The sequence below is a fragment of the Azoarcus sp. CIB genome (genome assembly GCF_001190925.1).
GTDB lineage: Bacteria > Pseudomonadota > Gammaproteobacteria > Burkholderiales > Rhodocyclaceae > Aromatoleum.
Genome location: NZ_CP011072.1, coordinates 1773888 through 1797629, shown reverse-complemented (window position 1 = coordinate 1797629; position 23742 = coordinate 1773888). Strand labels below are relative to the sequence as shown.

Here is a 23742-nt window from a genome sequence, read left to right as displayed (position 1 = left end):
ACGTATACGATCTTACACAAGACCCTCCACGGCTATGCCACTCGAACAACTCGCAGTCCCGCGCGTCTTGCGTCTCTCGGCGTCCGACCAGATTGCCGGTTCGCTGCGCGATGCGATTGTCAGTGGGCACCTCGCGACCGGTGTGGTGCTTCGCCAGGATGAGATCGCGGCCCGATTCCATGTCAGCAAGATCCCGGTGCGCGAAGCACTGAAGCGGCTGGAGGCGGAGGGCTTGGTACGCTTCACGAAGAACCGTGGTGCCGTGGTGGCCGGCCTGTCGCCGGCCGAAATCCTCGAATACATGGACATCCGCGCGATGCTCGAAGCACGCGCCGCCGGGCTCGCAGCAGCCCGCATCAGCGACGAACGCCTGAACGAAGCTCGCCAGAAGCTGGCCGAGTTCGGCGCGTCGCAAGACCCCGGACGCTGGGGCGAACTGAACTGGCTGTTCCATTCGACGCTTTACGCCGACGCCGACCGGCCCATCCTGCTGGCCGAGATCCGCGCGCTCTACGACAAGCTGGAGCGCTACGTGCGCGCGCTGCTGGCGATGACGGCGCAGACCGAGATGCCCAAGACGCAGAGCGAGCACAGCGCGATCCTCGATGCGTTCGCAAGGCGCGACCCCGACGCTGCGGCGTCCCTGACGCGGGCCCATGTGCTCGATGCGGGGGCGTCGCTCGTGCAGTACCTGAAAGACCACAGACACCACGGAGGAAACACATGAAGAAGACCCTGATTGCGACCGCCTTCCTCGCGCTCGGCGCGCAGGCGCAGCTCGCCCACGCCGACCTGACGGTGGCGATCGCGGGCCCGATGACCGGCCAGTACGCCTCGGCCGGCGACCAGATCCGCCGCGGTGCGGAGATGGCGATCGCCGACATCAATGCCAAGGGCGGCGTGCTCGGGCAGAAGCTGAAGCTGGAAGTCGGCGACGACGCCTGCGACCCGAAGCAGGCGGTCTCGGTCGCGAACACGATGGTCAACAAGAAGATCGTGTTCATGCACGGCCACTGGTGCTCGAGCTCGACGATCCCGGCGTCGGAAGTGTATGTCGAGGCCGACATCCCGATGGCGACCGTGTCGACCAACCCGCAGGTCACCGAGCGCGGGCTGAAGAACATCTTCCGCATCATGGGTCGTGACGACCAGCAGGGCTTGGTCGCCGGCAGCTACATCGCCGACAAGTTCAAGGGCAAGAAGGCCGCCGTGCTCGACGACAAGAGCGCCTACGGCAAGGGCCTGGCCGACGAGATGGCCAAGGCGATGACCGCCAAGGGCCTGAAGCCGACGCTGCGCGAGTCGATCACTGCGGGCGAGAAGGATTACTCGGGGATCGTGACCAAGCTCAAGCAGGCCGGCATCGAAGTGCTGGCCTACGGCGGCTATCACACCGAAGTCGCCCTGATCCTGCGCCAGGCGCAGCAGGCCGGCCTGAAGCTGACCGTGATGGGCGGCGACACGATGACCAACTCGGAGCTCGTCACCGCTGCCGGCGCCAACTCCGACAACGTGATGTTCACGTTCTCGCCCGATCCGCGCAAGAACCCGGATGCGGCGCCGATCGTGAAACGCTTCCGCGACGCCAAGGTGGAGCCCGAAGGCTACGTGATGTACGCCTACGCGGCGATGCAGCTCTTCGCCGACGCCGCGACCCAGGCCAAAAGCACCAAGTTCGCCGACCTGGAGAAGACGATGCGCGGTAACACCTTCAAGACTGTGATCGGCGAACTCGCCTTCGACGCCAAGGGCGACCAGAAGCAGCCCGGCTTCGTCGTGTACCAGTGGAAGGGCGGCCAGTACGACTACGCCGCCAAGTAATCCTTCTTTGGTTTAGTCACCGGCCGGGCGATCCGCCCGGCCAACGCGCCGCCGGTCCACAAGGCCGGCGGCGCACTCTCACGGGATGACGCCCCGCGCGGTCCGCCGATCGGGCCAGCGGACGCCGCTCGCGAGAAACACACACAAAACGAGAAAGGAGACTGCTGTGGCATACGCACTGCAACAGCTCATCAATGGCCTGACGCTGGGGGCCGTGTACGGCCTGATCGCGATCGGCTACACGATGGTGTACGGCATCATCGGCATGATCAACTTCGCCCACGGCGACATCTTCATGGTGAGCGCGTTCATCGCGGTCACCGCCTTCACGCTGCTCGCGGCCTTCGACATCACGTCGCTGCCGCTGGCAATCACCGCAGTACTGATCACCGCAATCTTCTTCACGTCGGCCTACGGTTGGGCGGTCGAGCGCATGGCCTACCGGCCGCTGCGCGGCTCGACGCGCCTCGCCCCGCTGATCTCCGCGATCGGCATGTCGATCTTCCTGCAGAACATGGTGCAGCTCACCCAGGGGGCGCGCGTGAAGCCGATCCCGCCGGTGCTCGAAGGCGGTATCGAGATCTGGCAATCCGGCGGCTTTACGGTCCAGATCTCTTGGACGCAGATCATGATCGTGCTCGTCACCATCGTGCTGATGGTGGCCTTCACGTACCTGATCACGCAGACCGCCTTCGGGCGCCAGCAGCGCGCGTGCGAGCAGGACAGCACGATGACGGCGCTGCTGGGCATCAACGTCGACCGCACGATCTCGGCGACCTTCATGCTCGGCGCGGCCCTTGCGGCAGTCGCGGGCGTGATGGTGACGGTGTACTACGGCGTGGTGGACTTCTTCATCGGCTTCGTCGCGGGCATCAAGGCCTTCACCGCCGCAGTGCTGGGCGGGATCGGATCGCTGCCGGGCGCGATGCTGGGCGGGCTGATCATCGGCCTGATCGAAGCGTTCTGGGCAGCTTATCTGTCGCCCGAGTACAAGGACGTCGCGACCTTCTCGATCCTGATCCTGGTGCTGATGTTCCGCCCGAGCGGGCTGCTCGGCCGTCCCGAAGTGGAGAAGGTCTGATGAGCGCCGTGATCATCGCGCGCCACGCGCGCACGCCCGCCGAACGCTTCAAGGACGCGGCCTGGGTGGCGTTCGTCGCGCTGCTGCTGGGCATTCCGATGGTCGGCCTGACGACCGTCGACCAGGGCGGCGCCCTGACCGTCCAGACCCGCTTCGGCATGCTCGGGGCCTTCGTCGGAGCCTCCTTCGTCGGCCGTTTCATCTTCCGCTGGGTCATGGATCAGGTGCGCAACCGTCGCGCGGCGAAACCGGTGGTCGCGAAGATCGACCGCACGCCGCAGGCGATCAAGGTGATCGGGTGGGCCGTGCTGGGCGCGTCGATCGCATTGCCGATTGCCTTCTCCGAAAATCGCTACGTGATCGACACGGCGACCACGGTGCTGATCTACGTGATGCTCGGCTGGGGCCTGAACGTGGTCGTTGGACTGGCCGGCCTGCTCGACCTCGGCTACGTCGCATTCTATGCGGTCGGCGCCTACACCTACGCCCTGCTCTTTTCGCATTTCGGCTGGACCTTCTGGGAGGCCTTGCCGGCGGCAGGCGCAATGGCCGCGACCTTCGGCATCCTGCTCGGCTACCCGATCCTGCGCCTGCGCGGCGACTATCTGGCGATCGTGACGCTGGGCTTCGGCGAGATCATCCGTGTGATCCTGGTGAACTGGACGGAGCTCTCGAACGGACCCAACGGCATCGGATCGATCCCGCGCCCGACGCTGTTCGGCCTGCCCTTCGATCGCAACCCGGCGGAAGGCACGCAGAGCTTCGCGACCTTCTTCGGGCTCGAGTTCTCGGGCATGCACCGCATCATCTTCCTGTACTACCTGATCCTGGTGCTGGCGCTGCTGACCAACGTCTTCGTGTCGCGCCTGCGCAAGCTGCCGGTCGGGCGTGCATGGGAAGCGCTGCGCGAGGACGAGATCGCGTGCAAGGCGATGGGCATGAACGTGACCAACGTGAAGCTCTCGGCCTTCGCGATCGGTGCGATGCTGGGCGGCTTCGCCGGTGTGTTCTTCGCTGCGCGCCAGGGCTTCATCTCGCCGGAAAGCTTCACCTTTACCGAGTCGGCGACGATCCTCGCAATCGTGGTGTTGGGCGGCATGGGCAGCCAGCTGGGCGTGGTGCTCGCCGCGCTGGTGCTGGTGCTGCTGCCGGAGTTGGGGCGCAATTTCTCCGAATACCGCATGCTGCTGTTCGGCACGGCGATGGTGCTGATCATGGTTTGGAAACCGAGCGGGCTGTTGTCCTCGCGCGAACCGACGATCCGTCTCAACAAGGCGGCCGCCGCGGGAGGTCAGTCATGAGCACCGCTACCCTGCTCTCGGTCGAGAACCTGACGATGCGTTTCGGCGGCCTGACGGCGATCGACGATCTGTCGGTGTCGGTCCCGGCGGGCAAGATCACCGCGATCATCGGCCCCAACGGCGCCGGCAAGACGACCTTTTTCAACTGCCTGACCGGTTTCTACAAGCCGACCACCGGCAGCGTGCGCCTCGTGCATCCGAAGAAGGGCGAGATGCGCCTGGAGTCGATGACCGGGCATCGCGTCGCACGCGATGCGCAGGTCGTGCGCACCTTCCAGAACATCCGCCTGTTCCCGAAGATGACGGTGCTGGAGAACCTGATCGTCGCGCAGCACAACTTCCTGCAGAAAGCCTCGGGATTCTCGATCGGCGGCATCTTCCGCCTGCCGCGCTACCGCAAGGCCGAGGCCGAGGCATTGAAGACGGCCGCGCACTGGCTCGAACGGCTCGGCCTGACCGATATCGCCGACGTCGCCGCGGGTGACCTGCCCTACGGCACGCAGCGGCGCATCGAGATCGCGCGTGCGCTGTGCGTCGATCCGGTGCTGCTGTGTCTGGACGAGCCGGCTGCGGGCCTGAACCCGCGCGAATCGGCGGAGCTCAACACGCTGCTGCTGTCGCTGTGCCGCGAGGAAGGCATCGCGATCCTGCTGATCGAGCACGACATGAGCGTCGTGATGAACGTGTCGGACCACATCTGCGTGCTGAACTACGGGCGCAAGATCGCCGAAGGCACGCCGGAGGAAATCCGCAACGACCCGCAAGTCATCAAGGCCTATCTCGGCGAGGATGACGACGAAACCGCATCCGGGGGGATCGCCGCATGATGCTGCACATGGAGGGCGTGCACGCCCATTACGGCCATATTCACGCGCTGCGCGGTGTCGATGTGACGGTCCAGGTCGGCGAGATCGTCACGCTGATCGGCGCCAACGGTGCGGGCAAGTCGACGCTGATGATGAGCCTGTTCGGCAAGCCGGGCGCCTCGTCGGGGCGCATCGTGTTCGACGGCGAGGACATCACGCGCGTGCCGAGCCACCTGATCTCGCGCCGCGGCATCGCGATCGTGCCGGAAGGGCGTCGCATCTTCCCGCGCATGACGGTGATGGAGAATCTGCTGATGGGCACGGCCTTCGCCGACCCGGCGAACTTCAACGCCGACATCAAGCGGGTGTACGCGATGTTTCCGATCCTCGAGGAGCGGGCATCGCAGCGCGCCGGCACACTGTCGGGCGGCGAACAGCAGATGCTGGCGATCGGCCGCGCGCTGATGAGCCGGCCCAAGCTGCTGCTGCTCGACGAGCCGTCGCTGGGCCTCGCGCCGATCTACATCAAGCGCATCTTCCAGATCATCCGCGAACTCAACACCGAGCACGGCATGACGGTGCTACTGGTCGAGCAGAACGCCCACCATGCGCTGCGCTGCGCCCATCGCGGCTACGTGCTGCAGCACGGCGAGATCGTGCTCGCGGGCACGGGCCAGGAGCTGCTCGCGAGCCCCGAAGTGCGCGCGGCCTACCTCGAGGGCGGGCATTGACGGGACAAACTGCCGCCCCGCCGCGCTGGATGCCCTTTGTCGTGCTGGGCATCGGGCTGCTGGCGATCTCCTTCGGTGCGATCTTCGCGCGCCTGGCGCAGGCCGAAGGGGTGCCCTCGCTCGCCGTGGCGAGCTGGCGGCTTGGGCTGGCAGCGCTCGTCGTGACGCCGATTGCGCTGCTGCAGTCGGGGAACGTGCTCGCAAGGCTGAACCGTCACCAGGGGCTGCTCGCCCTGGCGGCGGGTTTCTTTCTTGCGCTGCACTTCGGCACCTGGATCACCTCGCTGGAATACACCTCGGTCGCTTCCAGTACGGCGCTGGTGACCACCAACCCGCTGTGGATCGGCCTGGCGTCCTTCGTGCTGTTTCGCGAGCGCCCCAGCCGCATGATGCTGGGCGGCATCGCGCTGTCCTTCGGCGGGAGCCTGCTGATCTTCTGGAGCGACAGCCAGAACGCCGGCGCCGGGGCGAACCCGATGCTCGGCAACCTGCTGGCGCTGGTCGGGTCGTGGTGCTTCTCGGCCTACCTGCTGATCGGCCGCCGCTTGCGGGCGGGGCTGCCGCTGCCCGCCTATGTGTGGCTTGCGTACGGCACCGCCGCGCTGTTCCTGGTCGCCGCAAGCAGCAGCAGCGGGGCCCCGCTCAGCGGCTTCAGCGTCACCGCGTGGGCGGTGCTGGCCGGCATGGCGCTCGGGCCGCAACTGCTCGGACACACCGCCTACAACTGGTCGCTGCGCCACGTCTCGGCGACCTTCGTCGCGGTGGTCACGCTCGGCGAGCCCGTCGGCAGCGCGGCGATGGCCTTCATCTTCTTTGGCGAGGGTTTCGCGCCGCTGCAGTTCGGCGGCTTCGCGCTGCTCCTTGCGGGGATCTATCTGGCGGCGCGCGGCGAGAAATCCTGATCGCCGCGCGGCAGCTCAACCCCTGAGCCAGCCGCGCTTCAGCGCATAGCTCGCGAGCCCCGCCGCCGTCTCGATGCCGAGCTTGCGGCGCAGGTTCAGGCGATGCGTCTCGACAGTGCGCACGCTGACGTCCAGCTTCTGCGCGATGCGCTTGTTGCTGTCGCCCTGGGCGACGAAGATCAGCACTTCCCGTTCCCGCTCCGTCAGGGCCGTCGCGTCGTCCGCCTGTGTCGACAGCGCCGCGGTCAGGGCGCTGCTGAAGTAGACACCGCCGGCGGCGACCGCCCGGATCGCCGCGATGATCTCGGCCGAGGGCGCATCCTTGAGCACATAGCCGCGCGCGCCCGCACGCATCGCCGACATCACGTAGCCTTGGCTGTCGTACATGCTTAGGATCAGCACACGCAGCTCCGGGCGCCGTTGCGCGAGCGCCGTGGTCAGTTCGATGCCGTTGATGTCGGGAAGGCCAACATCGACCAGCGCGAGGTCCGGGCGCAGGGTTTCCGCGCCGGTCAGGGCCTGCTCGCCGTTGGCCGCCTCGCCGACGATGTCGATCTCCGGGATGTCGCCCAGCCGCGCGCGCAGGCCGTCGCGGACGAGCTGGTGGTCGTCGACGAGCAGCAGGCGAATCCGCGTGCCGGGATCGGTGGTATCGCTCATGTCAGGTTTCCTTTCTTCGCATTCGGGCACGGCAGCAGCGCACTGAGCTCGGTATGGCCGGGCACGGAGCTGACCGCAAGCTTCCCGCCATGATGCTCGATGCGCTCGCGCATGTTGCGCAGGCCGATTCCGCCGCTGCGCGGGTGATCGATGCGGGAGGTGTCGAAGCCGCGCCCGTCGTCGGCGATCACGAGGCGGACTGCCCCGCCCCCGGACGCAAGGGCGATGCGGACGTGATGGGCGACGGCGTGACGTTCGATGTTCGTCAATGCTTCCTGCGCGATGCGATACAGCGTCGTCGCGCCTGCCTCGTCGGCGAGCAGATCGACCTTGCCGATGTCGGCGTCGACCACGATGCCGGTGCGCAGGTGGAACTCGTCTAGGAGTTGCCGCAGGGCGGCGGACAGCCCGAGGTTGTCGAGCAGCGAAGGGCGGAGGTTGTGCGAGATGCTGCGGATCTCGCCGATCGCCACGCCAAGTCCTTCGAGCCCCTTGGTGATGTGCTCCGCCACGTCGTCACGCCCCGCAAGCGCGCGCTCCTTGGCGAGTTCGAGGTGGAACTTGACCGACACCAGCAACTGGCTGAGGCCGTCGTGCAGGTCGCGTGCGACGCGCGTGCGCTCCTCCTCGTGCGAGGTCACGATGCGCTGCGCGAGCGCCTTCAGCCGGCGGTCGGCGAGCTGGTGTTCGCTGATGTTCAGCGCCATGCCGCCGGCGAACACGATAAGCGCCGCGACGATCCCCACGACCGTGAAGCCCACGACGGTTGCCGCGATGCGTGACGACATCCGGTCGCGCAGCTTGCTGCGGATGCTCTCGACGTCGTCGAGGTAGATGCCGGTCCCGAGCACCCAGCCCCAGCGATCGAGCTTCACCACATAGCCCAGCTTGTCGGTTTCCTTGCCCGTCGAGGGTTTGTTCCACTTGTACTGGAGAAACCCGTCGCCGGACGCCGTCGCGGCGATCAGGCGCTGGATGACGGGGAGTCCCTCGGAATCCTGCTTGTCCCACAGATTGCGGCCGACAAGCTCGGACTGGCGCGGATGCACGATGTTGAGGCCGGTGACGTCGTAGGCGAAGAAGTAACCGTCGTCGCCGTAGTTCATCTCGCTGAGGATGCGCTTTGCCTCCGCCTTGGTCACCTCGTCGTCGCGCCCCGACGAATACAGGTGGTCGATGGAGGTTTGCGCGAGCTGGACGTAGTGCTGCAGCTCGGCACGTTTCGCCGCGAGCATCGCCTCGTTCAGCACGCTTTCCTGCTGCCGCTCGAGGTCGCGCGCCTGCATCGCGACGAGGATCGCGATCGCGGCCACCGCCGCAATGAGCGGCAGGACAGCCAGGACGATGACTTTGTGCTTGAGTCGCAAGCCTTCCTCTCCCCCGTTGCCTGCTCGCGATTGTAGAGCCGCGTGGCAGTCCCCCGGCATGTCTGCGTAGTACTACGCAGACCCGGAAAGTAGTAGTGCGAATGGTCCGCGGAGCGCCGTTCCGCGACATTAATGTGTGATCCCCGGCACACGGGTGCCGGGACCCGGAACCAGATCCGGTAAGACCAGAGCCTGATTCAACGGCCTATCCGGAGAGAGGAGGAGTATAGATGGCCACGCTGTCGAGACACGCGCTGTGGGCGCTTGTCGGCATCTTCGGCGCTTTCGCGCTCGCATATATCGCACTCAATCGCGGTGAAACGATCAACGCCCTGTGGATCGTGGTCGCCGCGGTTTCCGTTTACCTCATCGCGTATCGCTACTACAGCCTGTTCATCGCGAAACGGGTGATGTCGCTGGATCCCGACCGCAGTACCCCGGCCTGCCGCAACAACGATGGCCTCGACTACGTGCCGACCAACAAGTACGTGCTGTTCGGCCACCATTTCGCCGCCATCGCCGGCGCCGGCCCGCTGGTCGGCCCGCTGGTCGGCCCGGTGCTTGCGGCGCAGATGGGCTACCTGCCGGGCATGTTGTGGATCCTGGCTGGCGTCGTGCTGGCCGGCGCAGTGCAGGATTTCATGGTGCTATTCGTGTCCACGCGCCGCGACGGCCGCTCGCTCGGCGACCTGATCAAGTCCGAACTCGGGCCGATTCCCGGCGTGATCGCGCTGTTCGGCACCTTCATGATCATGGTGATCATCCTCGCGGTGCTCGCGCTGATCGTCGTGAAGGCGCTGGCCGAAAGCCCGTGGGGCACCTTCACCGTCGCCGCGACGATCCCGATCGCGATCTTCATGGGCATCTACGCGCGCTACATCCGCCCGGGGCGTATCGGCGAGATCTCGGTGATCGGCTTCGTGCTGCTGATCTGGGCCATTGTGGGCGGCGGCAAGATCGCTGCCGATCCCGCGCTGGCGGCGCTGTTCACCTTCACCGGCACGCAACTTACCTGGTTGCTGATCGGCTACGGCTTCGTCGCCTCCGTGCTCCCCGTGTGGCTGCTGCTCGCGCCGCGCGACTACCTGTCGACCTTCCTCAAGATAGGCGCGATCCTCGCGCTCGCGGTCGGCATCCTGTTCGTCGCGCCCGACCTCGAAATGCCGGCGGTCACGCGCTTCATCGACGGCACCGGCCCCGCCTGGTCGGGCAGCCTGTTCCCCTTCCTCTTCATCACCATCGCCTGCGGCGCCGTATCCGGCTTCCATGCGCTGATTTCTTCCGGCACCACCCCGAAGATGATCGAGAACGAGTCGCACATGCCCCTGATCGGCTATGGCGGCATGCTCATGGAATCGTTCGTCGCGATCATGGCGCTGGTTGCCGCATCCATCATCGACCCGGGCGTGTATTTCGCGATGAACAGCCCGCTCGCCGTGCTCGGGCCGACGGCCGAAAGCGCTGCGCAAGTGATCTCGAGCTGGGGCTTCGTGGTAACGCCGGAAACGCTCACCGGCACCGCGGCCGCGGTCGGCGAGAACACGATCATCGCGCGTGCCGGCGGCGCGCCGACCCTTGCGGTAGGCATGGCGCAGATCTTCTCGAAGATGTTCGGCGGCACCGCGATGATGGGCTTCTGGTACCACTTCGCGATCCTGTTCGAGGCGCTCTTCATCCTCACCGCAGTCGATGCCGGTACGCGTGCGGGTCGCTTCATGCTGCAGGACCTGCTCGGCACCTTCGTCCCCGCGATGAAGCGCACCGACTCCTGGGCCGGCAACGCGATCGCCACCGCGCTGTGCGTCACTGCGTGGGGCTACTTCCTCTACCAGGGCGTGGTCGATCCGCTGGGCGGCATCAATACCTTGTGGCCGCTGTTCGGCATCGCCAACCAGATGCTCGCCGCCGTCGCGCTGATCCTCTGCACGGTCGTGCTGTTCAAGATGAAGCGCGAGCGTTTCGCGTGGGTGACGGTCCTGCCGATGGTGTGGCTGCTCGCCTGCACGCTGACCGCCGGCTGGCAGAAAGTGTTCGACGCCAACCCGAAGATCGGCTTCCTCGCCCAGTCGTCGCGCTATCAGGACGCCCTTGCCCGCGGCGACCTGCTCGCACCGGCGAAGTCGCTGGACCAGATGCACCAGATCATCCTCAACAACCAGATCGATGCCGGACTGACCGCGTTCTTCATGCTCGTCGTCCTGAGCATCCTGGTGTTCGGCGCACGCACCTGCTACCAGGCCTACCGCGTGGCGCATCCGACTACGCAGGAAGTCGGCGCACCGGGCACGTCCTCGCAGGGCGCCGCGGCGTAAGCCCGTGTTCAACGACCTCTCCAAGCTCGGCAAGTATCTCGGGCAGGCCGCCCGCCTGATGGTAGGCCTGCCTGACTACGATACCTACGTCGCGCACATGAAGGCGACGCACCCCGACCGGCCGGTGATGAGCTACGAGGAATTCTTCCGCGAGCGTCAGGAAGCGCGCTACGGCGGCGGCACCGGCCGCTGCTGTTGAGGAACCGTCAAGAAACCGGAACGGAACAAGGATCGAGCATGCAACACCCCAACCCCAACCCTTCCTCTGTCCCGATTCCGGTCACGGTCCTCACCGGTTTTCTCGGCGCCGGCAAGACGACGCTGCTGAACCGCATCCTGACGACGGCCCACGGGCACCGCATCGCGGTCATCGAAAACGAGTTCGGGCCGGTCAACATCGACAGCGAGCTGCTCGTGCAGCAAAGCGCGGAAGTCGTCGAGATGACCAACGGCTGCCTGTGCTGCACTGTGCGCGGCGACTTGGCGAAGAACCTCGTCGACCTGAAGGCGCGCCGCGACAGCGGCGAGCTCGCCTTCGACCGCATCGTCATCGAAACCACCGGCCTCGCCGATCCCGGGCCGGTGATCCAGACCTTCTTCGCCGAACCCGAGCTCGCCGAGGCCTACCTCCTCGACGCAGTGCTCACGGTGGTCGATGCCGTCCACGCCCCGCGTCAGCTCGCCGAACACCCCGTCCTGCTGAAACAAATCGGTTTCGCCGACCGCCTGCTCGTATCCAAGAGCGAGGGCGTCGCAGCCGATGTGCTCGACGCACTGCTCGACCGGCTCGCGCGCATCAACCCGCGAGCGCCGATCCGCCAACTCGTAACCGGCGAACTCGATGTCGGCTTCCTGCTCGATATCCGCGGCTTCAACCTCAACGAAAACCTGCTCGCCGACGAAGCCCCCGCGACACCGCGCTTCCGCCCGGTCGCGGAGGCAGGAGCGATTTTTGGCGCTGCGGCGCACAGCGACGAGATCGGCTCGCTGCTGCTCGAACACGCCGGCGACGTCGACCTCGACCGCATCGGCACCTTCGTGCAGGGACTCCTCGACCGCCACGGCGACGACCTGCTCCGCTACAAGGGCGTGCTCGCGATTCCCGGCCAGGCGAGCCGGCTGGTGTTCCAGGGCGTGCACCGTCTCGCCGGCTTCGACTACGGCACGGACTGGAATGACGACACGCGGCGCTCGCGCATCGTCGTGATCGGCCGCCGGCTGCAGGCGGACGAACTACGTGCCGGCTTTGCGGAGTGCGTGATCGCCCCCTGTTAGGGTGTTGATCGTGTTCCGAAATCCACGACCGTCGGCCGCCGCACTTCCCAGTCGGCGATCCAGTCCGGTATCTGTTCGGGCGGCATTGCCTTGGCGATGAACCAACCCTGCGCCAGTTCGCAATCGCTGTCGCGCAGGAAGTCCCAGTCCTCCCTGTCCTCCACCCCTTCCGCGACCGTCTTCATGCCGAGCTGGCGAGCCATCCCAAGGCTCGCCTCCAGAATCGCGCGCAGCGAGGCATCGCGCCAGGCGCCATGCACGAAACCGCGGTCGACCTTGAGTTCGCTGAACGGAATGTCGCGCACCTGGGCGAGCGAGGAGTGTCCGGTGCCGAAGTCGTCGATCGACAATCCGATGCGCTTGAGCCGCAGGCGCGTTAGCACTTCCAGCGGCGCCAGCGGATCTTTCATCAGGCGGCTCTCCGTAACCTCCAGCAACAGGCCGCTTGCCGCAATACCGGCCTCGCCAAGCGCGCGCTCGACGAAATCCGGGAAGTCCAACGACACCAGATTATCCATCGACACGTTGACCGCCACCTGCAGCGGGAAGCCGTCGTCGCTCCATGCGCGCGCATGACGCAAGGCCGTGCGCAACACCGACCGCGTGAGTTCGTTGATCAGTCCGCTCTCTTCGGCGAGCGGAATGAACTGATCGGGAAAGATCAGTCCGTCCTCCGGGTGCCGCCAGCGCACCAGGGTCTCGAACCCGGCGACCGCGCCCGAAGGGAGCTCGACCTTGGGCTGGTAGTGATTGACCAGCTCGCCGTCGGCAATCGCACGCCGCAAACGCTCAGCGGAGTAAGTCTTGCGTTCGTTACGCCCCTGGGCGGGACTGTGAGCGACGTCGCCATCGAGGAACTGCTTCAGGCTGTCGATCGGCACCGGCTTGTTGAGCGCACCGAGCACCTTCAGCTTGTGCGCCCGGGCGAGCTTCGCCGCGGTCTGCACGAGCCGCTCGTCCTCGCCGCTGACCAGTACCAGACCGCCCGCATAACCCGCACGCACCAGGTGCCGGACGAACTCGACGCCGTCCATCTCCGGCATCTGCAGGTCGCAGAAGATCAGATCGGGACTTTCACCCGGACGCTCGAGCAGCGCCAAGGCCTCCTGCGCGCTCGCACACGGCTGCGCGTGTTCGACCCCCAGTCGCCCGAGCTGATGCATGAGGAGCTTCCGCGCGAACGGTTCGTCATCGATCACGAGTATCTTCATTGCTTACCCCCGATCACGGAAATCGGTTCGTTCAACAGCCTCGCGATAGCGGATTCGGTCGCGCCGACCGTAGCGTCGAATTGGCTCATCTCCCGCTCCAGCGCGTCCGAATCTGCCGCCCGCACCGCGCTTTCGATGCGGTTGCACAGGTCCCCGAGGGCCAGTGCGCCCACCGCACGCGACGAAGATTTGAGCTTGTGCGAGCTGGCGGCGACCGCGCTGCTGTCCCGTGCGGCAGATGCCGCCCGCGCTTCCGCTGCGAGGCTCCTTGTGGAGGTCAGATAGTCGCACAGGAACTCGCGAATGACGACCGGATCATCCCCCACCAGTCCGCTCAGGACGGACACATCGAAGATCGGCAACGCCGAAGCCGAGGTGTCCGGTGCGGGCTCAGGCACGCCCGTTTCCCCCTTCCCGACCGCCGCGCCCTGCCGCGGGAGCCATCGCTCGAGATGTGCGCCGAGCACATCGAGCCGAACCGGCTTGGTCAGATACTCGTCCATCCCCGCTTCGAGCGCCCGCCGCGATTCGCCCTGCAGGGCGTTTGCCGTAAGCGCCACGATCGGTATGCGCGTCGCCCCCCCTTCGGCCTTGCGGATCGCTTCCGTAAGTCCATAGCCGTCCATGTTCGGCATGTGCAGATCCGTCAGGATCAGCGCATAGCCGCCACGCTGCCACATCCGCAGGGCTTCGGCCCCGTCGTCGGCAAACTCCGCGGCGTGACCGAGCAGTGCGAGTTGTTCGAGAATCACCTTCTTGTTGATCTCGTCGTCGTCGGCAACGAGGATCAGGCGACCCTGCCGGCGCGCCTCGTCGATGCTCGGCGCACGCTTGGTTGCCTGCACGGTGCTTTCAGCGGCTCCTGCGTGGAAGATCTCGGGCGACGCACGCCCCGCAGCGACCGCGACGGCCCGCAGCAGCGACTGCCGGCGCAACGCATTGCCGTCGAGCATGACCGTGTCGGGGCCCGTGATGCGCGGACGCCGGCGCCGGCCGCGCGTGATCCTCACGCGGGCAGCGCCGCTCGCGATGGCAGGCGTTCCGCTGCCTCCACTCCGCCGTTCGCCGCCAAACTCGATCAGGACCACCGGTGCTGCCAACCCCGCCGCGATCACGCCGGCCGCAGCTTCGTCGTCCGCCGGGAATACGCTTGCCCCCGCGTGCTCAAGGTACACGCGCAGATCCTCGGTGTTGAATTCGGGGCTATCGACGACGACGCAATTCACGCTGCCTAGCTCGGGCACGGTCCGCACCGGCTGTTCGTCCGACTGCACGAAGGGGATTGTCACGGTAAACGTCGACCCCGCTCCGGGTTCGCTGCGAACCTCGATCTCGCCCTGCATCAGGGTCACGAGTCGCCTGCAGATCGCAAGTCCGAGGCCGGTTCCACCGAATCGGCGCGTCGTGGAAGTTTCCGCCTGGGTGAAGGGGGTGAACAGCTCCTCCACCTTTTCTGGCTCGATGCCGATACCGTTGTCCGCGATCGCGACCGCGAGTCGCAAGGGCGTGGTACTGGCGACGGTTACGCGGACCGACACTCGCCCGCGCACGTGCGGACGACCGGCCGAGAACTTGATCGCGTTGCCCACCAGGTTGTAGAGGACCTGCCGCAGCCGCACCTCGTCGGCCTGCACGCGCTCGGGCACCTGCGGCGCCACGAACACCGACAGGTCGACATGGCGCCGAGCCGCCACCGGAAGAAGTGAACCGGCCACGCCTTCGACGAGATCCGCGATGGATACCGCCCCGATGTCGAGTTCCAGCCGGCCGGCCTCGATCTTCGAGAAATCGAGGATGTCGTCGATGATGCGCAGGAGCGTCGAGGAGGATTCGCGGATCGTCCCGACGAGATCGGCCTGATGTTCCGGCAGGCCACTGCGCGCCAGCACTTCGATCAACCCGACCACCCCGTTCATCGGCGTGCGGATCTCGTGGCTCATCGCCGCCAGGAAGGCCGACTTCGCGCGGCTTGCCTGCTCCGCGTCTTCCCGCGCATGCGTCAGAGCCGCGATCAATGCCTTGCGCTCGCCGATGTCCCGCAGCGTGCCGATGAAGAACTGATCGTCGTGCATGCGGTACTCTGCAACGCTCAGCTCCAGTGCGATCGGATGGCCGAGCTTGTGTCTCCCCTCCACTTCGCGGGTCGTGCCGATGATGTGCCTCTCGCCAGTCATCAGGTAGCGCGCCAGGTAATCATCGTGCTGCTCCCGATGCGGCGAAGCCATCAGCAGCGAAACGTTGCGTCCGACGACTTCATCGCGCGGGTAACCGAACACCGCTTCGACAGCCGCGTTCGCCCCCTGGACGATCCCTCGCGCATCGATGGTCACGACGCACTCGATCAGATTGTCCAGCGCCGCGCGGATCTCCTCCTCCTTCGCGCCGAGGGCATCCAGCGCCGCCTCGCGCTCGCCGACGCGACGGCTCAATTCGGCGTTGAGTTCGCGCAGTTGCTGGGCTCTTTCGTGTCGTTGCGTGCAGTCGTGCGCCGTCACCAGCATCAAGCCGTCCGGTAGCGGCAAAGCTGTCCACTCCAGCCAGCGCCACGTACCGTCCTTGCAGCGATAGCGATTCTCGAAGCCGATCGTCGTGCGGCCATGGGCAACGGAGTCCAGCTCGGAGAGCGTCGCCTCGAGGTCGTCGGGATGGACCAGGTCGAGGAAGGGCCGCGACAGGATTTCCTCCTCGCTCCAGCCGAGCGTGCGGCTGAAGGCCGGATTCACGCGCTTGAAGTAACCGTCGACGCCCCCAATCCCGAGCAGGTCAAGAGACAGATCGAAGATTCGGTCACGCTCGTCTTCCGCGGCCAGGCGGGCGTCCAATGCACGCTTGAGATCTGCCGTCCGCTCCGCCACTTCCGCTTCGATGGCCGCCGTATGCCCTGCGTTGCTCAGCGATACATAGGCTACGAGGAGGGCCGCCAGAACCGAAAAGACCTGATAGATCCGCTCCTCGAGACGATGGCCTATGACTGCCGCCGACCCGTCAGGCGCCATTTCCAGACTCAGTGTGCGTCCGCCGAATTCGATGGACCTGCGCATGGCCGGCTTTGCACCGGAAGGCATCTCGTCGAGCAAGGTCTGCACGGTGCCGCCGGCCGTCATGTCCGACACGCGGAAACCGATATTCCGGGCGCGTGCCGCCGCGGCCAGAGGAACGAACAGTTGCTCGACGTCGAAAACCCCCACGACATGGCCCAGCAGATCGTGAGTGCCTGCGCGCCCCGCACCGATCCATGACGCACGCGCGATACCCCGCACGGGATGAAAAACGAGCAACGACATGTGCTTCGTGCGCAACAATGGCACTACGCGGACCAGGTGGGACGTGCCGCTTTCGCGCGCGTGCTCCATCTCGACGCGTCTATGCGGATCGTGGCCGTGGTCGAGTCCCAGGACCGCACGCCCCTCTTCCTGCGGTGCGCTATACAAAATCGGAAAATATTCCGCCCGGTTCGAGACGCGTTGCGGAGTGCCGTCGCTGCCGGGTTCGAAGATGTAAAAGCCGCGCGAACCTTCGGCGCGTACGGCCCGCTCGAAGCGCTCGCGCTCCTCATCCAGCACGCGCGGCGCCCAGTCGATCGACATCACCGCCGGATGACGGGTGATCCATCCCGTGAACGTAGTGAACTCGGCTCCGCTCAGGACCTCGCTCGAATTGATGAAGTGCTCGACCCCTTCGAGCGGGGCGATGATGCCCGGCAGGGGAAAGAATCCGACCTCGAATACCTCGTCCATCAATCTTGATATTTCTGCGCCCTTGCGGCTTTCCGCCAGCCGGGCGACACCGAAGCTTCCGGCCGAAAGCAGTGTGATCACGAGCAGCAGCAGAATGGAAAACCTTGCTTTGCCCCGCATGCGTACCCACTGCGGATGAACGCCCGGCCACGCGAGCAGCATCAGGGGGGCAAACAGCAACACCCCCAGCGTGTCGCCCGCCCACCATGCCAGCCACTCCCCACCGGCCTCTGCCGAAGCAATGCGTCCGAATCCCAGCCGGGTGCCGACGGCGATACTCGCCGCCACCAGACAGACGCCCGGTCCCGCCAGCAGCAGGAAACGCGCAAGATCGCGGGTCCGTGCACGAGATATCGGCGTGAGCAGAAAGCGCTTGGTCAACCAGTAACCGAGCAGCGCTTGGGCGGTCGCCCCGGTTGCGACGAAGGCAGGGACGATGGCGCCTGCTGCCATACCGCCGGACTGCAAGGTGAATACGAATGTGCCCAGCCACACTCCGGGCCAGCAACGCACGCCCCAGCCGAGCAAGGCCGCGAGCGCGACGCCGGCCGCGGGCCAAACGGGCGACGCATAGCCTGATGACTGTGTCAGCGCGCGCGCCAACAGGCCAGCCGCGACATACATCGCCGCGACGACGATGATCCTGAGCCACACGGCCGCAGGCCCCGCGGCACCGGCAGGAGCCGTCTGCCCTGCCGGACTTTCGGCAATCCCGGCCAGCGAATTCGAACCTAAGGAAGCGGGGCCGCGTTGCAAACCGGAATCGGCCATCGGGACGCACCTCGCGCATCGGGGCGAACGGGGATACGAAATGTCGCCGTTATTTGCTTTGGGGCGATCTTATCACCCCCTTGGCATCCAAGGGCGATATTCCCCACTCGTTGCCGCACCGCCCCGGTGCTTGCGCTCCGGCAATCCGCGTTCCGTCCGCGAGGGTGAGGGATACGGTCACCGCCCCCTTACAGCGTCTTGTGCGTGCCGTCGCAATAGGGTTGGTTGCCGGTGTGCTTGCAGCCGCACAGATAGGCCGTGCCCGTCTCCTGCGCCGTGAAGTTCACCGGCAGGAACGGACCGCCCTTGTGCGATCCGTCGCAGAACGGCTGGTTCTTGCTGTTGCCGCAGCGGCACCAGTAATAGCTCTTGCCGGCTTCCAGCTCGACGGCATAGGGCGCCTTCTGCGCGATGGTCGGTTCCGGCTCGGTCATGACGTCTCTCCTGAAGTGAAGCGGGCCCGCCGCCGGGCCTGCGCCTTCCCCACTCTAGACGACCGCAGTGACGCTCGGCCAGTCCACCACCTCTCAGTAATGCGGCGGAATTTCCTCGCGCAGGTCGCGCCGCTCGCCGGGCGCCCCGGAGGAGATCTGGCGGTGCAGTTCAAGCACCTGCTTTTGCAGGCGGTCGATCAGCTGCTGCTGGCGGAACACCGTCATGTTGAGTTCGTCGATTGCGTCCTCGGCGAGTGCGAGCTTGCTTTCGATGCGGTCGAGGCGGCCTTCCATCACGCCTCCTCCGCCACCACGGTCACGTCGCCGAGGATGGACGTGGCCACCGCCTCGGCAACGCGGATGCCGTCGACCCCCGCCGAGAGAATTCCGCCAGCATATCCCGCACCCTCGCCCGCCGGGAACAAACCCTTCACGTTGAGGCTCTGGCAGTCCCCGCCACGCGTGATGCGCAGCGGCGACGAGGTGCGCGTCTCGACCCCGGTGAGCACCGCATCGCGCATCGAGAAACCCTTGATCTGGCGCTCGAAGGCCGGCAGCGCCTCGCGTACCGCGGCGATCGCGTAGTCGGGCAGGCTCGTGGACAGGTCGCCCAGCTTCACCCCCGGCTTGTACGACGGCTCGACCGAACCGAGCACGCTGGACGGCTGCCCCTTGACGAAGTCGCCGACGAGCTGGCCCGGCGCGATGTAGTCGCCGCCACCCAGCTCGTAGGCGCGCGATTCCCAGTGACGCTGGAACGCAATGCCCGCAAGCGGGCCGCCCGGATAATCGTCCGGCGTGATGCCGACGACGATGCCGGCGTTGGCGTTGCGCTCGTTGCGCGAATACTGGCTCATGCCGTTGGTGACGACGCGGTTCGGCTCGGACGTCGCCGCGACGACCGTTCCGCCCGGACACATGCAGAAGCTGTACACGGAGCGGCCGTTCTTCGCGTGATGGACGAGCTTGTAGTCGGCCGCGCCCAGCACCGGATGTCCGGCGTTGGGGCCGAAGCGCGCGTTGTCGATCAGCGACTGGGGATGTTCGACGCGGAAGCCGACCGAGAACGGCTTGGCCTCCATGTACACGCCGCGCTCGTGCAGCATCTCGAAGGTGTCGCGCGCGCTGTGGCCGAGCGCGAGGATGACGTGATCCGAGCGGATTTCCTCACCGTTCGCGAGCACGACGCCGCGCAGGTGCCCGTCCTCGATCCGCACGTCTGCCACGCGCTGCTGGAAGCGGATCTCGCCGCCCAGCGCGATGATGTCCGCGCGCATGTTCTCGACCATGCCGACGAGGCGGAAGGTGCCGATGTGCGGCTTGCTCACGTACAGGATCTCTTCCGGCGCACCGGCCTTCACGAACTCGGTCAGCACCTTGCGCCCGTAGTGCTTCGGGTCCTTGATCTGGCTGTAGAGCTTGCCGTCCGAAAAAGTACCTGCCCCGCCTTCGCCGAACTGCACGTTCGACTCGGGGTCGAGCACGCCCTTCCGCCACAGACCCCAGGTGTCCTTGGTGCGCTCGCGCACCGCCTTGCCGCGCTCCAGCACGATGGGGCGGAAGCCCATCTGCGCGAGGATCAGCGCCGCGAAGATGCCGCACGGGCCGAAGCCGACGACCACCGGCCGATGGGCGAGCTGCTCCGGCGCCTTGCCGACGAAGCGGTAATTGGTATCGGGGGTGCGGACCACGTTGCGGTCGCCGGCGAACTTCGCCAGCACTGCGTCCTCGTTCGCGAGCTGCACGTCGATCGTGTAGCTGAGCGTGATCGCACTCACCTTGCGCGCGTCGTAGCTGCGCTTGAACACAGTGAACTCGCCCAGTTCGGCGGGCTGGATGCCCAGGCGGGCAACGATGGCGTCCCTCAGGGCGCCCTCGGGGTGATCGAGGGGCAGCCTGAGTTCGTTGATTCGCAGCATGGTGATTCCGGTCGCAGGTTCTCGGGGACGTGCCGAGCACGTCGAAGGCCGCGATTTTAAACGGGATTGCCTGCCGTCACTGTGTTTTCGGGCCCCCGCGCGGCCATTACCTTGAGCACCACGACCAGAACCGTTCCGACGGTCATCACCCCCGCCGCCATGTACAGGCCATCCGCGTAGCTGCCGCCGCGCGCCGCGAGCGTGCCGGTGACTGCCGGCCCGGCGATCTGCGCGATGCCGTAGGCAATGGTCATCTTTCCCATCATCTTCGCCGGCCGGGTCGGATAGTAGCGGCCGGCCATCGTGAGGACGAGGCTCACCGCGCCGATGAAGTTGCCGCCGAAAAGGGTCGCCCCGAGGATGGCCGGGATCAGGCCGCCCGCCAGCGGTAGCAGGATGCCCACGATCTGCAGCACGAACGACAGCAGCAGCGAATTCAGGTAACCGACCCGGCGCGCGATGAAGTCCCACACGATGCACGCCGGTACGGCGGACAGCCCGAGCACGAGGAACACGAGCGGGCCCCGCCCACCCAGGCCGGGTAGCTTGTCGATGATCGCGACGATGAAGGTCGCGCTGACGACGTAGCCGACGCCTGCGCAGAAATACGCCGCCATGAACACGCGCAGGAAGCCCGCCCCCGGCGGGTTGTCCTCCATCTTCTGTCCGCCGACCGTGAGGGACGTACTGTCGGGCGGGGGCAGCCAACGCCACGCGGGAATCAGCAGCAGCACGCCCAGCGCGCTGAACACGAACCACTGCGTGCGCCAGTCCAGCCAGTGCGTCATCAGCGCCACAGCGGCCGCACAGCCCGCGATGCCGAGGCCGATGCCGGTGAAGTGGATTCCCAGCTCGGAGCGGTGCTGGTGGCGGATGAGCCAGTTCAGGATCAACCCGGTCCCCAGCAGCATCCCCCCGGCGGTGCTCAGACCAGCAAGGAAGCGGGACACCGACCACCAGAACACATCCGTCGTGAGGCCCATCGCCACCGTGGTGATCACGGCGACGACCAGCGCGATACGGTAGAGGCGGTCCTTGAGCACGAGGTCGCTGGTCATCGAGGCGATCAGCGCGCCGCTGAGATAGCCCGCGTAGTTCCACGCTGCCAGCCAGCCGCCGTCGGCCACTCCGAGGCCCGCCTGCTGCTGCATCAGCGGCAACAGGGGGGTGTAGGCGAAACGTGCAACGCCCATCACCAGGATCAGGCTCAGGATGCCGGCACTCAGGACCTTCAGTCGTTGTTTTTGTGATTCGCTCATCGTCGGGGCCGTGGTGTGCGGATCAATACGCTACGGTATGGGTACGCATCGCGCAAGTGCAACATATGCGCACATAAGCGCGACTGATTCCCTGCGCATATGCCCGCGCAGCGAAATGGCGCACGGCATTGTGTTCCTCCCCCTTCAAAGGGGGCGGAACAGGGGTTTCGGCGAGCACTGCTCGTCGCCTGTGGAGCGGCGAGGCGCAGCCGAGACTACTGGTTAGGAGGGGGATGGGTTTCCGTCCCGCCTGCTTAACCCATCCCCACCCCAACCCTCCCCTTGAAGGGGAGGGAGCAACCGTGCGCCGCCGGTTCGCCTATCTATACTGGGATCTCGACCCCGAACAACAAAGGAGACCGCGATGTCCGCCCACACCTACAAACTCGTCGAAATCGTCGGTTCGTCCCCGGACAGCGTCGATGCCGCGATCCGCAACGCCATCGAGACCGCCGGCAAGACGATCCGTCATCTCGACTGGTTCGAGGCGACCGAGATCCGCGGCCACATCACCGACGGCAAGGTCGCGCACTACCAGGTCAAGCTGAAGGTGGGGTTCCGGCTCGAGGACTGACACCGCGGCCGGCTTCGAGCATCGCGCGGCGGCTTTCGGGCGTCTCGAGGCTGATGCGCCCGAGGGCGCCGCTGCGGTAGTCGGTCAGGAAGATCTGCGCGGCCTTTTCCAGGTCTGGCGCGCCGCCCTTGAGGCGGCAACCGCGCCGCGCCGCGACGATCTCGACCACGCCAACGCCATCGAGCGCCTCCATGCGTTCGGGGGCGACGCCGTAGCGCGTCGCGACCAGATCCGGGTAGCGCTCCACCAGCACGTCACCGAGGAAGGCGGCGACCTCCTCGTCGATCACCGCGTTGCGGCCGATCGCGTGGCTCGCCGCGAGCATGAAGCCGTCCGAATCGTGGTCGATCTTCGGCCACATCAGGCCCGGCGTGTCGGTGATCGTCATGTGCGAGCCGAGATCGAAGGTCTGCTGCGACTTCGTGACCGCCGGCTCGTCGCCGACCGCAGCGACGCGCCGCTTGAGCAGCGCGTTCATCAGTGTGGATTTGCCCACGTTCGGGATGCCCATGATCATGATGCGCAAGGGCTTCGTGCCGTCGGTGCGGTGCGGCGCCAGCGCCTGGCACAGCCCGGGCACGCGCGCGACATCGCCCGGCTTCTTGCACGACAGCGCCACCGCCTTCACGCCGGCCTGCGCGTTGAAGAAGTCCAACCAGGCGCGGGTCGTGACGGGATCCGCGAGGTCGGCCTTATTGAGCAGCTTGAGGCACGGACGCTGCCGGAACAGGCGCAATTCGCGGATCATCGGGTTGCTGCTCGCCTCGGGGATGCGGGCGTCGAGCACCTCGATCACGACGTCGGTCATTGCCATGGTCTCGGCCGCCTTCTTGCGCGCCGAGGTCATGTGACCGGGAAACCACTGGATGGACATCTGGACAGTAAGTGTTGGACAAGGCGCGCATTATCGCCTCCTTCGGCCTGCTATTGGGGCAAAATGGCGCCCTTTCGAGGGGTAGTGCATGAATCGTGACGAAGTGATCGCGGCCACGCGCCAGTGGATCGAAAAAGCGGTGATCGGGCTCAACCTGTGCCCCTTCGCCAAGTCGGTGTATGTGAAGAACCAGGTGCGCATCGTCGTCAGCGAGGCGAAGCATGTGGACGCCTTCCTCGAGGACCTCGACCGCGAGCTCGAATTTCTCGCCGCCGCTGACCCGCAGGACGTCGACACGACCCTGCTCATCCATCCCACCCTGTTTCCCGATTTCCTCGACTTCAACGAGATCGCCGGCATCGCGGAGGAAGCGGTCATCGAGCACGAGCTCGAAGGCATCCTGCAGGTGGCGAGCTTCCATCCGCGCTTCCAATTCGAGGACACCGCCGAGGACGATATCGCGAACTTCACCAACCGCTCGCCCTTCCCCACCCTGCACCTGCTGCGCGAGGAGAGCATCGAGCGCGCCGTTGCGGCCTACCCGGAAGCCGAGGCGATCTACGACCGCAACATCGAGACGGTGACAAAGCTCGGGCTCGACGGCTGGAAGTCGCTCGGCATTCCCGGAATGCAGGACGAGAAGAAGTGAGCAGCACGCGCCACAAGCCTGCGGCGGCCCGGCCCGCACTCCCCGCCGCACCGGCTGC

21 protein-coding genes are annotated in these 23742 nt (G+C 66.2%); 12 read left to right on the top strand and 9 right to left on the bottom strand.

What is annotated here, in order from left to right:
- The first annotated feature begins 34 nt into the window (after positions 1-34).
- The 7 genes from AzCIB_RS07885 (at position 35) to AzCIB_RS07855 (ending at position 6642) form a co-directional block, all read left to right on the top strand.
- Positions 35-727, top strand: a complete 693-nt coding sequence (locus AzCIB_RS07885) for a GntR family transcriptional regulator (RefSeq protein WP_050415391.1) — start codon at positions 35-37, stop codon at positions 725-727.
- Entirely contained in the window at positions 724-1821 is a 1098-nt protein-coding gene (locus tag AzCIB_RS07880) for a branched-chain amino acid ABC transporter substrate-binding protein (RefSeq protein ID WP_050415390.1), read from the top strand. The genes AzCIB_RS07885 and AzCIB_RS07880 overlap by 4 nt, the downstream gene beginning before the upstream one ends.
- A 166-nt stretch (positions 1822-1987) precedes the next feature.
- A complete protein-coding gene (locus AzCIB_RS07875; protein WP_050415389.1) occupies positions 1988-2902 on the top strand; it encodes an ABC transporter permease subunit in 915 nt (304 codons plus the stop codon).
- Positions 2902-4203, top strand: coding sequence for a high-affinity branched-chain amino acid ABC transporter permease LivM (gene livM / locus AzCIB_RS07870; protein WP_050415388.1), 1302 nt, complete (start codon positions 2902-2904; stop codon positions 4201-4203). The genes AzCIB_RS07875 and livM overlap by 1 nt, the downstream gene beginning before the upstream one ends.
- Entirely contained in the window at positions 4200-5030 is an 831-nt protein-coding gene (locus AzCIB_RS07865; protein WP_050415387.1) for an ABC transporter ATP-binding protein, read from the top strand. Before livM ends, AzCIB_RS07865 begins: the two co-directional genes overlap by 4 nt.
- A complete protein-coding gene (locus tag AzCIB_RS07860; protein ID WP_050418278.1) occupies positions 5030-5740 on the top strand; it encodes an ABC transporter ATP-binding protein in 711 nt (236 codons plus the stop codon). Before AzCIB_RS07865 ends, AzCIB_RS07860 begins: the two co-directional genes overlap by 1 nt.
- Positions 5741-5769: 29 nt before the next feature.
- Positions 5770-6642, top strand: coding sequence for a DMT family transporter (locus AzCIB_RS07855; protein ID WP_050415386.1), 873 nt, complete (start codon positions 5770-5772; stop codon positions 6640-6642).
- A gap of 15 nt (positions 6643-6657) precedes the next feature.
- Here AzCIB_RS07855 and AzCIB_RS07850 read toward each other — a convergent pair whose 3' ends face one another.
- Both AzCIB_RS07850 and AzCIB_RS07845 read right to left on the bottom strand, forming a co-directional pair.
- The gene (locus tag AzCIB_RS07850) at positions 6658-7302 is read right to left on the bottom strand and encodes a response regulator (protein WP_050415385.1); all 645 of its coding nucleotides are present in this window, start codon (positions 7300-7302) and stop codon (positions 6658-6660) included.
- On the bottom strand, positions 7299-8669 hold the full coding sequence (locus AzCIB_RS07845; RefSeq protein ID WP_050415384.1) for a cache domain-containing protein: 1371 nt from the start codon (positions 8667-8669) through the stop codon (positions 7299-7301). The genes AzCIB_RS07850 and AzCIB_RS07845 overlap by 4 nt, the downstream gene beginning before the upstream one ends.
- Before the next feature lie 230 nt (positions 8670-8899).
- Here AzCIB_RS07845 and AzCIB_RS07840 point away from each other — a divergent pair, with 230 nt between their 5' ends.
- From AzCIB_RS07840 to AzCIB_RS07830, 3 genes are read left to right on the top strand one after another with little or no spacing between them, the layout of a single operon-like run.
- Positions 8900-10981, top strand: a complete 2082-nt coding sequence (locus tag AzCIB_RS07840; protein WP_050415383.1) for a carbon starvation CstA family protein — start codon at positions 8900-8902, stop codon at positions 10979-10981.
- Positions 10982-10985: 4 nt separating this feature from the next.
- Complete coding sequence (locus tag AzCIB_RS07835) at positions 10986-11180, top strand: YbdD/YjiX family protein (protein ID WP_050415382.1); 195 nt, start codon at positions 10986-10988, stop codon at positions 11178-11180.
- A 38-nt stretch (positions 11181-11218) separates the two neighbouring features.
- On the top strand, positions 11219-12256 hold the full coding sequence (locus AzCIB_RS07830) for a CobW family GTP-binding protein (RefSeq protein ID WP_050415381.1): 1038 nt from the start codon (positions 11219-11221) through the stop codon (positions 12254-12256).
- On the opposite strand, the gene AzCIB_RS07825 is transcribed toward AzCIB_RS07830, so the two are convergent.
- The 6 genes from AzCIB_RS07825 to AzCIB_RS07800 form a co-directional block, all read right to left on the bottom strand.
- Positions 12253-13467, bottom strand: a complete 1215-nt coding sequence (locus AzCIB_RS07825; protein ID WP_050415380.1) for an EAL domain-containing response regulator — start codon at positions 13465-13467, stop codon at positions 12253-12255. The two genes, AzCIB_RS07830 and AzCIB_RS07825, sit on opposite strands and share 4 nt — an antisense overlap.
- Positions 13464-17975, bottom strand: coding sequence for a PAS domain S-box protein (locus tag AzCIB_RS07820; RefSeq protein ID WP_083446922.1), 4512 nt, complete (start codon positions 17973-17975; stop codon positions 13464-13466). Before AzCIB_RS07820 ends, AzCIB_RS07825 begins: the two co-directional genes overlap by 4 nt.
- Positions 17976-18163: 188 nt before the next feature.
- On the bottom strand, positions 18164-18409 hold the full coding sequence (locus AzCIB_RS07815) for a CDGSH iron-sulfur domain-containing protein (protein ID WP_050415379.1): 246 nt from the start codon (positions 18407-18409) through the stop codon (positions 18164-18166).
- A gap of 93 nt (positions 18410-18502) precedes the next feature.
- Positions 18503-18703 (bottom strand): SlyX family protein, encoded by a 201-nt coding sequence (locus tag AzCIB_RS07810; RefSeq protein ID WP_050415378.1) that lies wholly within the window; start codon positions 18701-18703, stop codon positions 18503-18505.
- On the bottom strand, positions 18703-20328 hold the full coding sequence (locus AzCIB_RS07805) for an NAD(P)/FAD-dependent oxidoreductase (protein ID WP_050415377.1): 1626 nt from the start codon (positions 20326-20328) through the stop codon (positions 18703-18705). Before AzCIB_RS07805 ends, AzCIB_RS07810 begins: the two co-directional genes overlap by 1 nt.
- 56 nt (positions 20329-20384) lie before the next feature.
- Positions 20385-21587, bottom strand: a complete 1203-nt coding sequence (locus AzCIB_RS07800; protein WP_050415376.1) for a YbfB/YjiJ family MFS transporter — start codon at positions 21585-21587, stop codon at positions 20385-20387.
- Positions 21588-21951: 364 nt separating this feature from the next.
- On the opposite strand from AzCIB_RS07800, the gene AzCIB_RS07795 reads away from it, so the two are divergent.
- Positions 21952-22161 (top strand): dodecin, encoded by a 210-nt coding sequence (locus AzCIB_RS07795; protein WP_050415375.1) that lies wholly within the window; start codon positions 21952-21954, stop codon positions 22159-22161.
- Here AzCIB_RS07795 and ylqF read toward each other — a convergent pair.
- Entirely contained in the window at positions 22127-23035 is a 909-nt protein-coding gene (gene ylqF, locus AzCIB_RS07790; protein WP_050415374.1) for a ribosome biogenesis GTPase YlqF, read from the bottom strand. The two genes, AzCIB_RS07795 and ylqF, sit on opposite strands and share 35 nt — an antisense overlap.
- Positions 23036-23123: 88 nt before the next feature.
- Here ylqF and AzCIB_RS07785 point away from each other — a divergent pair, with 88 nt between their 5' ends.
- Complete coding sequence (locus tag AzCIB_RS07785; RefSeq protein WP_050415373.1) at positions 23124-23684, top strand: DUF1415 domain-containing protein; 561 nt, start codon at positions 23124-23126, stop codon at positions 23682-23684.
- Positions 23685-23742 lie beyond the last annotated feature (58 nt).

What these genes read in the sequence shown, in the direction of transcription:
- AzCIB_RS07865 (WP_050415387.1), top strand. Translation starts at nt 4,200, where the DNA reads ATGAGCACCGCTACCCTGCTCTCGGTCGAGAACCTGACGATGCGTTTC.
- AzCIB_RS07795 (WP_050415375.1), top strand. Translation starts at nt 21,952, where the DNA reads ATGTCCGCCCACACCTACAAACTCGTCGAAATCGTCGGTTCGTCCCCG.
- livM (WP_050415388.1), top strand. Translation starts at nt 2,902, where the DNA reads ATGAGCGCCGTGATCATCGCGCGCCACGCGCGCACGCCCGCCGAACGC.
- AzCIB_RS07860 (WP_050418278.1), top strand. Translation starts at nt 5,030, where the DNA reads ATGCTGCACATGGAGGGCGTGCACGCCCATTACGGCCATATTCACGCG.
- AzCIB_RS07800 (WP_050415376.1), bottom strand. Translation starts at nt 21,587, where the DNA reads ATGAGCGAATCACAAAAACAACGACTGAAGGTCCTGAGTGCCGGCATC.
- AzCIB_RS07820 (WP_083446922.1), bottom strand. Translation starts at nt 17,975, where the DNA reads ATGGCCGATTCCGGTTTGCAACGCGGCCCCGCTTCCTTAGGTTCGAAT.
- AzCIB_RS07840 (WP_050415383.1), top strand. Translation starts at nt 8,900, where the DNA reads ATGGCCACGCTGTCGAGACACGCGCTGTGGGCGCTTGTCGGCATCTTC.
- AzCIB_RS07830 (WP_050415381.1), top strand. Translation starts at nt 11,219, where the DNA reads ATGCAACACCCCAACCCCAACCCTTCCTCTGTCCCGATTCCGGTCACG.
- AzCIB_RS07885 (WP_050415391.1), top strand. Translation starts at nt 35, where the DNA reads ATGCCACTCGAACAACTCGCAGTCCCGCGCGTCTTGCGTCTCTCGGCG.
- ylqF (WP_050415374.1), bottom strand. Translation starts at nt 23,035, where the DNA reads ATGTCCATCCAGTGGTTTCCCGGTCACATGACCTCGGCGCGCAAGAAG.
- AzCIB_RS07825 (WP_050415380.1), bottom strand. Translation starts at nt 13,467, where the DNA reads ATGAAGATACTCGTGATCGATGACGAACCGTTCGCGCGGAAGCTCCTC.
- AzCIB_RS07850 (WP_050415385.1), bottom strand. Translation starts at nt 7,302, where the DNA reads ATGAGCGATACCACCGATCCCGGCACGCGGATTCGCCTGCTGCTCGTC.
- AzCIB_RS07810 (WP_050415378.1), bottom strand. Translation starts at nt 18,703, where the DNA reads ATGGAAGGCCGCCTCGACCGCATCGAAAGCAAGCTCGCACTCGCCGAG.
- AzCIB_RS07880 (WP_050415390.1), top strand. Translation starts at nt 724, where the DNA reads ATGAAGAAGACCCTGATTGCGACCGCCTTCCTCGCGCTCGGCGCGCAG.
- AzCIB_RS07785 (WP_050415373.1), top strand. Translation starts at nt 23,124, where the DNA reads ATGAATCGTGACGAAGTGATCGCGGCCACGCGCCAGTGGATCGAAAAA.
- AzCIB_RS07815 (WP_050415379.1), bottom strand. Translation starts at nt 18,409, where the DNA reads ATGACCGAGCCGGAACCGACCATCGCGCAGAAGGCGCCCTATGCCGTC.
- AzCIB_RS07805 (WP_050415377.1), bottom strand. Translation starts at nt 20,328, where the DNA reads ATGCTGCGAATCAACGAACTCAGGCTGCCCCTCGATCACCCCGAGGGC.
- AzCIB_RS07855 (WP_050415386.1), top strand. Translation starts at nt 5,770, where the DNA reads ATGCCCTTTGTCGTGCTGGGCATCGGGCTGCTGGCGATCTCCTTCGGT.